We start from the raw sequence: 13,130 nt of genomic DNA on the forward strand, positions 1-13,130 counted from the left end.
TCCCCCTCCGGCGCTTCGCGCCACCTCCCCCTTCAGGGGGAGGATCTTGAGCAAGGAACCTCCCCCCATGGGGGAGGCGATCGCGCAGCGATCGGTGGGGGGAGTTCTTGCGAGATCGGCCAAGCGCGGCGGAAGCTGAAAACGCCCCCCCACCGGCCTACGGCCGCCTCCCCCAGGGGGGGAGGTTCCCTGATGCCTAGCCATCAATCCGGCGCCAGCCGATAGCCCACCCCGCGCACGGTCTGCAGGTAGCGGGGGTTCTTGGGGTCCGGTTCGATCTTGCGGCGCAGGCGGGTGACCTGGACGTCGACCGCGCGGCCGGTGGCGTCGGCGGTGTCGCGGGCCAGTTCCAGGCGGTCGACGGGTTCGTGCAGGGCGCGGGCGAGGCGCCGCAGCAGGGCGACCTCGGCCTCGGTCAGGCGCACCGGGACGCCCGCGCGGGTCAACTCGCCGCGATCGGGGGCGAAGGCGCAGTCCCCCATGACGATCTCGCGCGGGCCGATCGGCTTGGGCGCGGCCCGGCGCAGGATCGACTCGATGCGCAGCAACAGTTCCTGCGGCTCGAACGGCTTGGCCAGGTAGTCGTCGGCGCCGTGGGTCAGGCCTTCGATGCGGTCGCCGGTCTGGTCGCGGGCGGTCAGCATCAGGATCGGCACCTTGCCGACCTCGCCGCCCTTGGCCCGCAGGCGCTTGGTGAACGAGAACCCGTCCTCGCCGGGCATCATCACGTCGAGCACCAGCAGATCAAAGTCCATCACCGCCACCAGCCGGTCGGCATGGGCGGCGTCGGCCGCGGCGCTGACCCGGAAGCCGGCGCGGCTGAGGAACTGCTTGAGCAGGTCGCGGATGCGGTCGTCGTCGTCGACCACCAGGAGATGACGTTCGCGTCTTTCCTCGGGGCTCACAGCGCCTCCCTCCGATTGACGCCGACGCCCTGGCGCGGACCGGCCAGGGCCGCCAGGATCCGCCGCGCGCCGGGCACGCCGTCGAGGCCGCCGGTGCGATAGGCGCGGCCGAGCAAGGCGCGCAGGCGCTCGCTGACCCGGGCCTCGAAGGCGCGCCCGGCCTCGGTCAGCACGGCGGGCCGGCGACGGGCGTCGAGATCGCCGGCGGCCTTCTCGGCCAGGCCCAGCTTCTGCAGGTCCGAAAGGGTCTTGCTGGCGGCCTGTTTCGACAGGCTGGTCAGCTTCGAAAGGTCCTGCACCCCGATGCCAGGGCGCCGGCGCAGCAGGAAGGCCGCGCGCCAGTGCGAGCGCCCCAGGCCCGGCCCTTCGGTCTCCAGCACCCCGTCGACCGCCGCCCACAGCGCCGCCTCGGCCAGGAGAATCAACTCCAGGCCTCCATCGAGCTCCTCCTCGCGCAGGATCAGGCGGGGATCGGCGTGCGGCGTCATGCGGGCGCGTCCATTTTGTTTGACCTTCCGGCTCCTCGGGCGTCTAAGGACCGGGTTCCAAATAAGGAGGTCTTGGACCGATGTCTCTCGTTCCCTTCGATGATCGCGACGGATGGATCTGGCTGGACGGCCAGTTCGTTCCCTGGCGCGAGGCGAAGGTGCACGTATTGACGCACGGCCTGCACTACGCCTCGTCGGTGTTCGAGGGCGAACGCATGTACGGCGGCGAGATCTTCAAGCTGACCGAGCATACCGAGCGCCTGTTCAAGTCGGCCGAAATCCTCGACTTCGAAATCCCCTACACGGTGGCCGAGATCGACGAGGCCTGCAAGGCGACGGCCGCCAAGAACGGCCTGTCGGACTGCTATGTGCGCCCGATCGCCTGGCGAGGCAGCGAGATGATCGGCGTCTCGGCGCAGCAGACCAAGATCCACGTGGCCATCGCCGTGTGGGACTGGCCCAGCTACTTCGACCCGGCGCTGAAGGCCAAGGGCATCCGTCTGACCTGGGCCAAGTACAACCGCCCCGATCCGAAGACGGCCCCCGTCGCCGCCAAGGCCGCCGGCCTCTACATGATCTGCACCATCTCCAAGCACGCCGCGGAGAAGGACGGCTACACCGACGCGATGATGCTGGACTACCGCGGCTATGTGGCCGAGGCGACCGGCGCCAACGTGTTCTTCGTCAAGGACGGCATGCTGCACACGCCCAAGCCCGACTGCTTCCTGGACGGCATCACCCGCCGCACGGTGATCGAGATCGCCAAGGGCAAGGGAATCGAGGTGGTCGAGCGCCACATCGAGAAGCAGGAGCTCTCGGGCTTCACCGAATGCTTCATCGTCGGCACCGCCGCCGAGGTGACCCCGGTCGCCGAGATCGGCGAGTTCACCTTCACGCCCGGCAAGCTGTCGCTGAGCCTGATGGACGCCTATGCGGCCCTCGTGCGTCGCGAAGAGGTCGTGCCGGCGTAAGGGCTGGGCTTCGAGCTTTGAGATCGAGAGACCCCGGGGCGATGCTCCGGGGTTTTTCTTTGAAACCTCCCCCTCTGGGGGAGGCGGCCGAAGGCCGGTGGGGGGCCGTTTTCAGCTTCCGAGACGTCGGCCGGCTTCGCTATCACTCCCCCCCACCGATCGCTGCGCGATCGCCTCCCCCAGAGGGGGGAGGTTCCTTACCTCAGCCCCTCACCCCCACCGTCGCCACCAGCCAACCGCCGCCCCAGGGCGTGTTGACCACCGCCTCGTCCAGCACCGCGCCCAGGGCCTTCAACCGCCGCCACAGGCGAAGCGGCTTGAGCGACAGCCACATGGTCAGGCCCACCGCGCCACCGGGGACCAGCATCGGGCGGTAGTGGGCGATCAGCGGCTCGACCTCGCCCAGGTGCTCGATGCACTCGGAGAACACCACCACGTCGAACTGTTCGTCGATCTCGAAGCTGCGGCCGTCGCCCAGCAGCAGTTCGACTTGGCCGGCGGCGATCTCGGCCGAGAGGCGCTCGACGCCCTTGGCCACGGCGGGAGCGGAGAAGTCGACGCCGACATAGCGGGCCGGGCCGTGGGCGCGCAGGGCCTCGAAGAACACCCCCTCGCCGGCCCCGATCTCGAGCACCCGCGCCCCCGGCCAGCGGTCGGCGATCATGGCGGCCAGCAGGCGGTGATGGTGGCGCTGGTCGGAGCGGTGCAGGCGGTCGTAGACGCCGTCGCGATATTCCTGGTCCCAGCGCTCGACGGGCGCTGCGCGAAAGGCCTCGCCCTTGCGCTTCTCCATCAGGTCGCCCAGCCACGGGCGGTCCAGCGACGCCATTTCGACGAACCGTCGCCAGCGCATGTAGACCATCGCGATTTCCCCCGGGAGTTTACCAGACCAGGGTTAGACGTCGCCACGCGTGCGGAGCCGCAATGATATTCCCTCTCTCTTTGAGAGAGGGAGGGGCCCGCCGCGAAGCGGTGGGAGGGTGAGAGGTTTCACCGGCGGCCGAAAAACCTTGATGCTCTTTCCTCGTCATCCCGGCCGAAGGTTCGCGAAGCGGACCGTAGAGCCGGGACCCAGGGGCCGCCGGCCATGCGTCGGCCAACGCCGGACCGAGAACCCAGACGCCGCGCCCAGTCTCCTGGGTCCCGGCTCTTCCGCCCGCCTTCGCGGGCGTGCGGCCGGGATGACGATAGTGGGGATATCGGAGAGTTTGTTACCTCTCACCCTCCCACGCCTGCGGCGTGGGCCCCTCCCTCTCTCACAGAGAGAGGGAAACTCTCAGCCCGCCACCTTGGCCTCGATCTCGGCCAGCCTCGCGCGGGTGGCGGCGAGGTCGAGGCCGAAGCGGGCCGGGTCGGCGGCGGCGAGGCGGGCGGTGACGTCGTAGCTTTCGCGATAGAGGTCGAGCGCGCGCATGCGGTGGCCGCGGTCCTCGCGCAGGTCGGCCAGGCGCTCCAGCGCCACCGACAGGGCGCGCTGGGCGCCGGGGTCGGCGGCTTCGCGGCCGCCGGGCGAGCGACGCAGGGCCAGGGCTTCCTCGAAGGCCGACAAGGCCTCGTTCAGGCGGCCCTCGGCCTCGGCGACGTCGCCGATCCCGGCCAGGGCGCCGGCCAGCAGTTCGTCCGCCGACGGATCGCCCGGCGAGGCCTTGCGGACCGAACGGGCGTAGGAGACGGCTTCCTCATAGGCCTCGGCGGCGTCGTCGTGGCGGCCCTGGCCGGCGGCGAAGTCGCCCAGGTCACGATGGGCGACGGCGCGCTCGCGGTCGGTGCGGGCGACGCGGACCATCCGGGCCAGCACGCGGGCGGCCGGGTTCCAGGATTCGGCGGCGGTGAGGCTCAGAAGCTCGGCGCGCAGGGTCTCGAAGTCGGCTTCGGCGGGGGGCAGGACGACCGGCGTCGGCGCAGGCGCGACAGGCGGCGCCGGCGCGACGACCGCGACGGGCTCGGGCTGGACCGGCTCGGGCTGAACGGACTCAGGCTCGATGGCGGGTTCGGCTTGCACGACCGGGGTCGCGGCCGGCGCCGGCTCGACGGCCACGGCCGGGGTCGCGACCGGCTCCCCCAGATCCAGCACGGCCGGACCGGCCGAGGAGCGCCCGTCCCCACGGGCGCTCCTCTTGGTCCGCGACTTGGCGCGGCTCGCACCCTTTCGCGGAGTTAGGGCGGCGACGAGAAGGATCCCCCCTATCGTCATCGCCGCCCAACCGGCGAACGGCCGGTGCGGCTCGAACGGGCCGAGATCCCAGTCCGCGGCCCACGTCCCCAGCGCGCCCAGACCTGCAATCACGTATCCCGACGTCGTCAGGATCAGCCCCAAGATGATCCCTACGATGCGAGCCAGCATGTCGCCCCCTCCACGACGTCCGTCCGCCAGGGGCGGAAAGTCATAGGAGCGAGGGGGGCGCGTCGAGCCTGCTCGCCTGTCAGGGGAACACCGATAACCTGTACGACGCCCGTGCAGGCGCCCACGGCGCCGTCTGCCTCTAAATCAGCCACGCGCGCGGACGCGGATAGGCCTCGCCCCTCACCAGATAGGCGATGCCGGCGATGCAGCGGACCACGAACCACAGGCTGATCGCCGACAGGATCACCACCCCGGCGATCAGCATCGGGATGCCGATCAGCACCAGCGACAGCGGAATGCCGAACAGCACCAGCCCCAGGCCCACGAGGAACCAGGCGATCGACAGCCAGAAGGTGCGGATCGCGAAGGTATAGTGGCTCTCGTTGACCGGCCCGGCCGACCCGCGCTGCACATAGGCGACGATCAGGCCGATGAAGAAGGTCAGGCCGTTGGTGAAGCCCAGCAGGTAGAGGCCGTAGACCACCCCCGGCAGGATCTTGTCTTCCGAGTGACGCTCCGCGCCCGGATCGAGGTCGGCCTGGATGAAGTCGCTCATCGGCTCACAGCATCCAGTTGCGCGGCGTGGGATAGGCCTGGCCCTTCAGCAGCCACGACAGGCCGACGGCGGCGCGCACCGTCACCCAGATGCCGACAGCCACCAGGATCAGGGCGCCGACGCCGATGATCAGGGTCAGGACGCCGATCACCGCGAACAGCAGCGACAGCCAGAAGGTGCGGATGGAAAAGACGTAGTGGCTCTGCAGCCATTCCGGCGCCGAACCCTTCGAGACATAGGCCAGCACCAGGCCGACGATCGGCGAGAAGCCCGTCACCCAGCCGGCCAGGTAGCAGGCGTAGACGACGATCGCCATGGTCTTGTCGTCCTGCAGGGCGGGCGGGACGGTTTGGTCTTGCACGGGATCGGTCACGGGCGTCCTTCGTTGAAAAGCGATGTTTTCCGGATGCTCGCCAAAAACGCGCGGCGATGCAAATGAAGGTTCGGAGAGGTGGCCTGGGATGAGGCGAGAGCCACGATCTCGGTTGATCAAATCAGTTCGTCATCCCGGGCGAAGGGCCGCGCAGCGGACCGCAGACCCGGGACCCAGGGGCCACTGCACTGCGGCGGCCCCTGGGTCCCGGCTCTCCGCTTCGCTGCGGCCGGGATGACGATGAATATTTGCGGCGGATAAGAAGAGTCCGCCGCGCTCGCCTTCTTAAGGCAACCACCGCGCCGGCAGGTCGTGCGGATCCAGCGTCTCGCCCTTCGGCAGCCACGGGACCGCGGCGAACAGCAGCAGGAGCAGGAAGGCCATGCGGGCGGCGACGTCGATGGCCATGCCGCGCATCGAGGACGACACGGCCAGCAGCAGCAGGGCGATGGTGCCGATCGCCAGCAGGCCGGCCACCAGGCTCACGGCGTCGGCCAGCTTGAAGCCGGCGGTCTCGAAGCGGGCGCGGGGCGAAAGGTCGGCGCCGACGGCGGCGAGCGCGCGGGCCAGCAGCGAGAAGCTCTCCAGCCGGTCGTCGAAGCGGCCGGGGCCGCGCCAGCTCTGCGAGGCGATTGCCAGCTTGCGACGGCCGAAGCTGAGGATCAGGGCGCGCTGGCGACCGCCGCCGCGCGGCATGGCCAGGCGGTAGCGGGTCAGGTGCTCGAGGTCGAAGCGGCGTTCGCGGCCGCCGCGCCGTTCCACCAGCGTGCCGCCCTCCAGGCTCCAGGCCGTCTCGGGCTGGAACGGGGCGAGGCGAGCGCTGTGTGTCGGCCCTTTCACCCGCGGACGGCGGTGATCTCGACGCCGGCGGCGGCGGCGTGCGGGGCCAGGGCCAGGGGCTTTTCCACCCGCACCCGGGCGCGGGTGACGCGATGGTCGTCGAAGGAGGCCTGGGCCAGGCGCTCGGCGAAGGTCTCGACCAGGTCGATATGGCCGGCGGCGGCGATGTCCTGGGCGGCGTTGCGGATGGTCTCGTAGTTCACCGTGTCGCCCAGTTGCTCGCAGTGCACGGCGGCGACGTCGAGCTCGACGTCGATGACCAGCGGCTGCACGCGGCCGTGCTCGTGGTCGTAGACGCCGATCTCGGCCTCGACCTTGAGGCCGCGCACGAAGACCTTGGTCACGATGACCTTGACCACGGGGGCGGGGGCGGAAGCCGCGAACGGCTTGTCGGAGAGGGGGGAGACGGACACGGCGGGGGCCTTCAGGAACCGAGGACGTCGGGCGTGCGCCAGGCCAGGTGCTGGCCGCCGTCGACCGCGATCATCTGGCCCGTGACCGAAGCCGCGTCAATGAGATAGCGCATGGCGGCGGCCAGTTCGGCCGGATCGACGGCCGCGCCCAGGGGGGTGGCTGCGGCCTCGGCCTCGAACTCGCCGGGGGCCTGATGCACCGAGGCCAGCACCGGTCCAGGCCCGATCGCATTGACCCGCACGGCCGGCGCCAGGGCCTGGGCCAGGGTCTGGGTCGCCCACCAGAGGCCCGCTTTCGAGACGGTGTAGCTGAAGAACTGCGGGTTGGGTTTCAGCACCCTCTGGTCGACCAGATTGACCACCAGGCCCTTGACGCCCGCCGGCAAGGCGCCCGCGAAGGCCTGAGCCAGCAGCACCGGCGCGCGCAGGTTGGCGTCCATGTGGCGGTCCCAGCTGTCGGCGGTGACAGCGCCGATGCGGTCGTCCTCGAAGGTCGAGGCGGAATTGACCAGCAGGGTCAGCGGCCCGATCGCTTCGGAAGCCGCCCCGACCAGGGCCGCGCCGATCTCGGGATCCGACAGCTCCCCCTGCACGGCGACGGCCCGGCGGCCCAGGGCGGCGATCTCGGCCACGACCTCGTCGGCCTCGTCCCGCGCCGAGCGGTAGTGCACGGCCACATCATACCCCGCCCGCGCCGCCTCCAGCGCCAACACCCGCCCGATCCGACGCCCCGCGCCGGTGACCAGCGCGCCGCCGCGGGGGGATGGGGGGGAGGAAGGCGTTGGCATGCGGGTCTCGGGACAGCCTGGGACGGACGGCGTTCATAGCGCCGGATGCGATCCTTTGCGATGGACGCGGGAGTGCGTCTACTTCTTCTCCACCGCCAGCGGCCGCACCTTCTCGACCAGGGCGACCAGGAACTTGCCCGGCTCCTCGTGCGGCGGCAGGTGGGCGGAGTTTTCGAACCAGACCAGCTCCTTCTTCGGGGCCTTCAGGCGGGTGAGCCAGGGCTCGATGACCGACGAGGGGGTGGTGATGTCGTGGCGGCCCAGGAACATGAAGACCGGGAACTTGGTCGCGGCGATCCTGGTGTGGTCCACCGCCGCCATGTCGGGCAGCAGGGCCGGCACCGACAGCTGGCCGCCCTGGTCGATGGCCAGGCGGTCGGCGTAGTCGTAGAGCGGCGAAAGCCGGGCGGCGCGGAAATAGAAGTCGGCGTTGTCGCGATAGGCGGCGAGACCCCCGTAGGCCTTCACCCACTTGCGCACCACATTGACCTTGTCGAACGGGATGTCGCCGTCGCCGGGATAGGGGGCCAGGGCCTTCAGCTCGGCCAGGGCCGTCTCGTCCTTGCGCTCGGCGGCCATCTTCAGCAGCGCCTGGTACTGGGCCGCCTCGTTGGCGCGCAGCGAGAACAGCGGGCCGACGCCGACATAGGCCGCCACCAGGTCGGGCCGGGCCATGGCCGCGTCCATGGCGATGACATTGCCCCAGGAGTGGCCGAGCAGGATGACCTTCCGCGCCCCGACGCGGCCGCGCACATTGTCGATCAGCGCCAGCAGGTCGCTGGTCATCTGGGCGCGGGAGAGGTGGGCGCGGTTGGCCGCCTCGCCGGCCGAGCGCAGGGTCTTGCCGGCGCCCGGCTGGTCCCACTGAACGACGGTGAACCAGTCCTCCCAGCCCTGCTGGTAGGGCCAGCTGCGACCCATCTCGGTCGCGCCCGGGCCGCCGTGCACATAGATGATCACCGGATTGGCGCGGTCGGCGCCGCGGATGCTGATCCACTGCGGCAGGCCGTTGAGCGTCACCTGCTCGGCGACCTGGATGCCGTTGGGGGTCACGATCTTCTGGCGGTCGGCGATCAGCGCCCGGGCCGTGGCGTAGTGGGCCTCGGTCGGCGGCGGGGCGGCGGGATCCTGGGCCAGGGCCGGACCGGCCAGCAGGGCGCCTGACACGAGGGCGGCCGATGCGAGGGCGAAGAGGCGGCGGAACATCATGCAACTCCTTGGGCGAGACGCACGGCTGGTGAACGCATCGGTTTAGCCGAGCCGCGCGCCGTCGCAACGCCTCTCGGCGCCCTCTCACCGAACGGCGCTCGAAAAGCCGGCGCCTGTTGATCGATTTGACAGCAGCGCTGCCGCGCCTATGATGCTTCTCGCCATGTATCGGATCGAATTGTTCAATCGCGACCAGCATCGGGCGGGCCACCTCATCGCAGGAGCCTAGTCCCGAGCCCCTATCGACGGCTAGACGTCGGGCTCGGGACGAAAATCAACGCGACATTTTCGTTGCGCAAGACTTCGAGCATCGCTGTTCGAGGCTTCGCGATCTTGCGCCTTTCATCCGATTACTGCGTCGCGACCTGATCCAGGGCCGCGCCATGCGATGACGCATGGCCGCCGGGAGGGCCGCGGCCGCGCGTCCGCAAAGGAGCGCCCATGCCTGCGCCCATCCCCGCCCGCGAGCCTGAAGACCGCCCGCCGATCGCCGTCTGCGGCGAGGACTACGACCGCCTGGCCCTGCTGGTGGCCGGCGGCCCGCACGCCGCGCCGGGCCACGCTCTGCTGGCCGCCGAGCTCGAACGCGCCGCCCTGGTCGAGGGCGCGCCGGCCGCCGACCGCGTGCGGCTGGGCTCGCAGGCGACCTATCGTGACCTCGACCGCGACCGCGTGCGCACCGTGGTCCTGGCCCTGCCCCACGCCGCCCATGACGAGGGGAGCGTGTCAGTCACCGCTCCGATCGGGGCGGCGCTGCTGGGCCTGTCGCCCGGCCAGCGGTTCTCATGGACCCAGGCCGACGGCCGCGCGCGGACCATCGAGATCCTGGCGGTGCGCAATGACGCGTGACGCCCCTCCCCCAGACGTCATGCCTCCAGATGTCGTAACGCTCGACCTCGACGATCCCGGACCGTGCCCCAGCCCCGGCCAGGGCCTGTCCACCGCCGCGGCGGCGGCCCTGATCGCGGCGGCCGACGTGGTCGAGGACGCCTGGACCCGCAAGCCGGCCCGCGAGGCGGTCGTGCGCCTGTCGCTGCACGCCGAGGAGCTGGCCAGCTCGCCCCTGGCCCGCGACCAGCTGCTCAGCCGCGCCCTGGAACTGGCGGCGCAGGACCTGGAGGCCGGCCGCCGCCCGCTGGCCCACTGGCCGCTGTTCTTCGCCCGCGACCTGGCCCCGCCCATCGAGGCCCGTGAGGACGTCCGCGACTGGGTTCTGGCGCATGCCGACCCAATGCTGAGCGACGGCGAGGCCGTGGCCCAGGCGGTCGAGGCCCGCACGGTGCGCGAGCTGGGCGACGCCTTCGAGACGGCGCGCGGCCTCACCCGCCGCCTGCGCGTCGAGGCCTGGCTGCAACTGGCGCTGTGGGACGATCCCCGCATCCCGGCCAACGCCGAGACCCGCTGGCTGATGCGCGCCGGCGGCCGGCGGCTGATGGCGCGGCTGGGGGAGGGTTAGGGAGAAACGCCCTCTCTCCCCCTTCGCCCGTCATTCCCGCCCTTGTGGCGGGGGCCTTCACCGCTAACGACACTCGCCTGCTAGCGGATGCATCGAGAGTCCACGAAGGGTGGGAAGCAGCCTTCAAGTCCCTCCCTCTCTCTCAGAGAGAGGGAATAGGCTTAGTCGATGCGGCCGAATTCGAAGGCGTTGAGGCCAACGATGACGCCCAGGAAGATGGCGATGATCAGGATCGCGAGCATGGGCGTATCTCCGCTTGTTGTTCTGTAGTTTCCTCTGTCAGCGGCTTTAGCGGTCAATGTTCGATGGAGCAAGGCTCTGCCACGATCCCTCGAAACGCTCTAGGCTCGCAGCCATGCTCTGGCGCCGCAAGGTCGAACCGTTCGCCCGCCCCTTCATCTTCGCCTGGTTCCGCTGGAGCCGGGGCCTGACCCTGGGCGTGCGCGGCTTGGTGACCGACGCGCAAGGCCGGGTGCTGATGATCCAGCACACCTACGTGCCCGGCTGGTACCTGCCTGGCGGCGGGGTGGAGCGGCGCGAGACGGCCGAGACCGCCCTGGCGCGCGAGCTTCAGGAGGAAGCGGGCGTTCGGGTGCTGGGCCGCCCCACCCTGCTGTCGGTGCACAGCAATGAACCGCGCCATCCGGGCGACCACGTGCTGGTCTACCGCGTCCACGCCTGGGAGCCCTGCGAGGCCTCGGCCCAGGGCGAGATCCACGAGATCGCCTGGCATCACCCCGACGCCCTGCCCGACGACGTCACCGCCGCCACCCGCCAGCGCATCGCCGAGGCGCTGCATGGGGCGGAAGTGGATCCGATGTGGTGAGGCGATGAACTGGCTTTCGAAACTTCTGGGGAAGCCCCAGCCACCCATCGCTGTGGACGACAAGGTCCAGCCCCCGCACACGCTGGAGAAGTCGATCCGCGCCCATCTCGCGCCTTTGCTCCGCGAGGACGGCTTCACCGGCTCGGGACGGACGTTTCGCCGGTTCGGCGACGGGATAGCTCACGTCGTCCGAGTGCAGGGGTCGAGCTATGGCGGCCAGTTCGCGGTCAATCTCGGCGTCCATCCGGTCAGCGTCCCGATGGATGCCTGCCCCGATCCCCGCAAGATGACGGAGGCCGACTGCATGCTCCGCCGGCGCCTCAGCCTCGATGGCGGCGACCAGTGGTGGCCCCATGACTCCAGCCAAGCCAGCATGGACGCCGCCGTCGCCGACGCCGCGGCCGTCTATGCCGTGCGCGGCCGGCAGATGTTTGCGCCCTTCATCGGCCCGGCGACGCCGCTGCACACGATGACGGCGGCGAGCCTTGCCGAAGGCGCGTACGACCTGCACGGCTTCTGGGTTCTGGGAACGGGGCTGGCCTACACCCTCGCCCAGATGCGTCAGGCGGATGGTCATCTTGAAGCTGCGCGTGATTTCGCCCAATTGGCCCTGGACCGGATCGGCGACGGTTCGTCGGGCGGAATGCTCCCCGAACTGCGGGCCATCCTCGAAGCCTGAACGATCGTTTCGCGGGCGCCGCCGCCCGGCCGCATCCCGGGGGATCTCCCAGGCGATAGATTCGGCGGCGCGGCCGCTTCAAACGCCTGAGCCCGTCATTGTGCGCCCAAATCGCGCTTGTAGCCGAAAGCCTAACGACAACAGGCCGACGGCCAAAGCGTAGGTAGAGGACCATTCGTTCAGGTAAGCTTCGGGGGCGCCTTTGCGCCCTCCTGGGGACGGCCGCGGCGTTCGCGGCGCCCCATTTCGCCCGGGCCGAGGACGCGCCCTCGCCCACCCAGGTCCTGGCCCGCGAGTTCGGGGCCGTCGGCCTGACCGCCGAGCTGAACAGCGAGGAGTATTTCGGCGCGGTGCAGGCGCGGGTCGGGGCCTATACGGCGCTCGACGCCGGCGACACCGACCCGGCGCTGCGGCTGACCAACACCGTGGTTCCGGTGAACGCCACCTTCGCCCTGACGCAGGACGCCCGCTGGTTCGTCAAGCTGGCCGCCTCCGACATCGACGCCGAGGCCAGCTCGCACGGGGAGCGCCTGTCGCGCTCGGCCACGCAGTCGGCCCTGGCCCAGCTGCACTACCGGCCCCGGCCGGGCACGCTGATCGGCCTGGGCGTCACCTACGAGAAGGCCAAGGTCGACCTGGAGGGCGGCGGCCGGATCGAGGCGCCGGGCGCGGGCCTGCGCTTCGACCTGCTCCAACGCCTGGGCGCCCACGCCGGCTTCGCCGCCAAAGTGCTGTGGACGAACGGGACCTCGACCGCGACCATCCCCCTGGGCGGCGGCCTGGCGCTGACCGACAAGGCCGACGCTCCGCGCACCTATGTGCAGCTGGGCGTTCTCGGCCTGGTGCAGAACAGGGACTGGACCGTGGCGCCCGAGGGCTGGAGCCTGCGCCCGGCCGGGCGGCTGATCTTCCAGCGCAAGGACGTGGCCGACTCGGTCAACAGCCTGGGCGTGTTCGAGGCCGGCGGGGCCCAGGACTACGGCGAGGTGATGGTCAGCGCCCGCCTGCAGAAGGACGAGCTGCGCCCCGGCCGCATCGCCCCCTTCGTCGAGCTGGGCGGCGAGGCGCCGTTCCGCGACACCGCGCCAGGCCCCGCTTCGGATCCGCCGCTGGCCTACGCCAAGCTCGGCGCCTATGTGCGCACCGGCCGGTGGGGGTTCCTCAACGCCTACTACGCCTATCGCGACTCGCTGGACGGGTCGTTCCGCTCGGGAACGGCGGAGGTGCTGCTGAGCCTGGCGTTCTGAGGCGAACGGCGCGGCTCGCCGAAAACGAAAACGAA

At 70.5% G+C, this 13,130-nt stretch carries 16 protein-coding genes and 1 pseudogene; 7 read left to right on the forward strand and 10 right to left on the reverse strand.

The genetic code is table 11. The features are described from left to right. Positions 1 to 203 precede the first annotated feature (203 nt). On the reverse strand, positions 204 to 905 hold the full coding sequence (locus tag AC07NS_RS02700) for a response regulator (RefSeq protein WP_494601248.1): 702 nt from the start codon (positions 903 to 905) through the stop codon (positions 204 to 206). Beyond that, complete coding sequence (locus tag AC07NS_RS02705; protein WP_110133232.1) at positions 902 to 1,393, reverse strand: MarR family winged helix-turn-helix transcriptional regulator; 492 nt, start codon at positions 1,391 to 1,393, stop codon at positions 902 to 904. The genes AC07NS_RS02700 and AC07NS_RS02705 overlap by 4 nt, the downstream gene beginning before the upstream one ends. Before the next feature lie 80 nt (positions 1,394 to 1,473). On the opposite strand from AC07NS_RS02705, the gene AC07NS_RS02710 reads away from it, so the two are divergent. After that, positions 1,474 to 2,364: a branched-chain amino acid aminotransferase gene (locus AC07NS_RS02710; protein WP_494601249.1), complete on the forward strand. Its 891-nt coding sequence runs from the start codon at positions 1,474 to 1,476 to the stop codon at positions 2,362 to 2,364. A 202-nt stretch (positions 2,365 to 2,566) separates the two neighbouring features. On the opposite strand, the gene AC07NS_RS02715 is transcribed toward AC07NS_RS02710, so the two are convergent. The 4 genes from AC07NS_RS02715 to AC07NS_RS02730 form a co-directional block, all read right to left on the reverse strand. After that, positions 2,567 to 3,226, reverse strand: a complete 660-nt coding sequence (locus AC07NS_RS02715) for an SAM-dependent methyltransferase (protein ID WP_494601250.1) — start codon at positions 3,224 to 3,226, stop codon at positions 2,567 to 2,569. Positions 3,227 to 3,640: 414 nt separating this feature from the next. Further along, positions 3,641 to 4,708 carry a tetratricopeptide repeat protein gene (locus tag AC07NS_RS02720; RefSeq protein WP_494601251.1) on the reverse strand — a complete coding sequence of 356 codons (1,068 nt, stop codon included), beginning with the start codon at positions 4,706 to 4,708 and terminating at the stop codon, positions 3,641 to 3,643. 139 nt (positions 4,709 to 4,847) lie between these two features. Next, positions 4,848 to 5,264 carry a DUF4870 family protein gene (locus AC07NS_RS02725; protein WP_494601252.1) on the reverse strand — a complete coding sequence of 139 codons (417 nt, stop codon included), beginning with the start codon at positions 5,262 to 5,264 and terminating at the stop codon, positions 4,848 to 4,850. A gap of 4 nt (positions 5,265 to 5,268) precedes the next feature. Next, positions 5,269 to 5,637 carry a DUF4870 family protein gene (locus AC07NS_RS02730; RefSeq protein WP_494601253.1) on the reverse strand — a complete coding sequence of 123 codons (369 nt, stop codon included), beginning with the start codon at positions 5,635 to 5,637 and terminating at the stop codon, positions 5,269 to 5,271. A 149-nt stretch (positions 5,638 to 5,786) separates the two neighbouring features. Here AC07NS_RS02730 and AC07NS_RS02735 point away from each other — a divergent pair. Next, a pseudogene (locus AC07NS_RS02735) lies at positions 5,787 to 5,876 on the forward strand (hypothetical protein); the annotation flags it as partial. 46 nt (positions 5,877 to 5,922) lie between these two features. Here AC07NS_RS02735 and AC07NS_RS02740 read toward each other — a convergent pair. The 4 genes from AC07NS_RS02740 to AC07NS_RS02755 all read right to left on the reverse strand — a co-directional run bounded on the left by AC07NS_RS02740 (position 5,923) and on the right by AC07NS_RS02755 (position 8,884). Next, positions 5,923 to 6,477 carry a hypothetical protein gene (locus tag AC07NS_RS02740; protein WP_494601254.1) on the reverse strand — a complete coding sequence of 185 codons (555 nt, stop codon included), beginning with the start codon at positions 6,475 to 6,477 and terminating at the stop codon, positions 5,923 to 5,925. Then, positions 6,474 to 6,890, reverse strand: a complete 417-nt coding sequence (gene folB / locus AC07NS_RS02745) for a dihydroneopterin aldolase (RefSeq protein WP_494601255.1) — start codon at positions 6,888 to 6,890, stop codon at positions 6,474 to 6,476. The genes AC07NS_RS02740 and folB overlap by 4 nt, the downstream gene beginning before the upstream one ends. An 11-nt stretch (positions 6,891 to 6,901) precedes the next feature. After that, positions 6,902 to 7,678, reverse strand: coding sequence for an SDR family oxidoreductase (locus AC07NS_RS02750; RefSeq protein ID WP_494601257.1), 777 nt, complete (start codon positions 7,676 to 7,678; stop codon positions 6,902 to 6,904). 78 nt (positions 7,679 to 7,756) lie between these two features. Beyond that, on the reverse strand, positions 7,757 to 8,884 hold the full coding sequence (locus tag AC07NS_RS02755) for an alpha/beta fold hydrolase (protein WP_494601258.1): 1,128 nt from the start codon (positions 8,882 to 8,884) through the stop codon (positions 7,757 to 7,759). 444 nt (positions 8,885 to 9,328) lie between these two features. Between AC07NS_RS02755 and AC07NS_RS02760 the strand changes: the two genes are divergently transcribed. From AC07NS_RS02760 to AC07NS_RS02780, 5 genes are all read left to right on the forward strand, one after another. Next, a complete protein-coding gene (locus tag AC07NS_RS02760) occupies positions 9,329 to 9,736 on the forward strand; it encodes a GreA/GreB family elongation factor (protein ID WP_494601260.1) in 408 nt (135 codons plus the stop codon). Between the two features lie 19 nt (positions 9,737 to 9,755). Next, positions 9,756 to 10,343, forward strand: a complete 588-nt coding sequence (locus AC07NS_RS02765; protein WP_494601261.1) for a hypothetical protein — start codon at positions 9,756 to 9,758, stop codon at positions 10,341 to 10,343. Positions 10,344 to 10,698: 355 nt separating this feature from the next. Beyond that, positions 10,699 to 11,169 carry an NUDIX domain-containing protein gene (locus tag AC07NS_RS02770; protein WP_494601262.1) on the forward strand — a complete coding sequence of 157 codons (471 nt, stop codon included), beginning with the start codon at positions 10,699 to 10,701 and terminating at the stop codon, positions 11,167 to 11,169. A 4-nt stretch (positions 11,170 to 11,173) separates the two neighbouring features. Continuing rightward, complete coding sequence (locus AC07NS_RS02775; RefSeq protein ID WP_494601263.1) at positions 11,174 to 11,848, forward strand: DUF4304 domain-containing protein; 675 nt, start codon at positions 11,174 to 11,176, stop codon at positions 11,846 to 11,848. Between the two features lie 350 nt (positions 11,849 to 12,198). Continuing rightward, a complete protein-coding gene (locus AC07NS_RS02780; RefSeq protein WP_494601264.1) occupies positions 12,199 to 13,095 on the forward strand; it encodes a hypothetical protein in 897 nt (298 codons plus the stop codon). Positions 13,096 to 13,130: the final 35 nt, after the last annotated feature.

Source organism: Caulobacter sp. GW821-FHT10A10 (assembly GCF_059415745.1).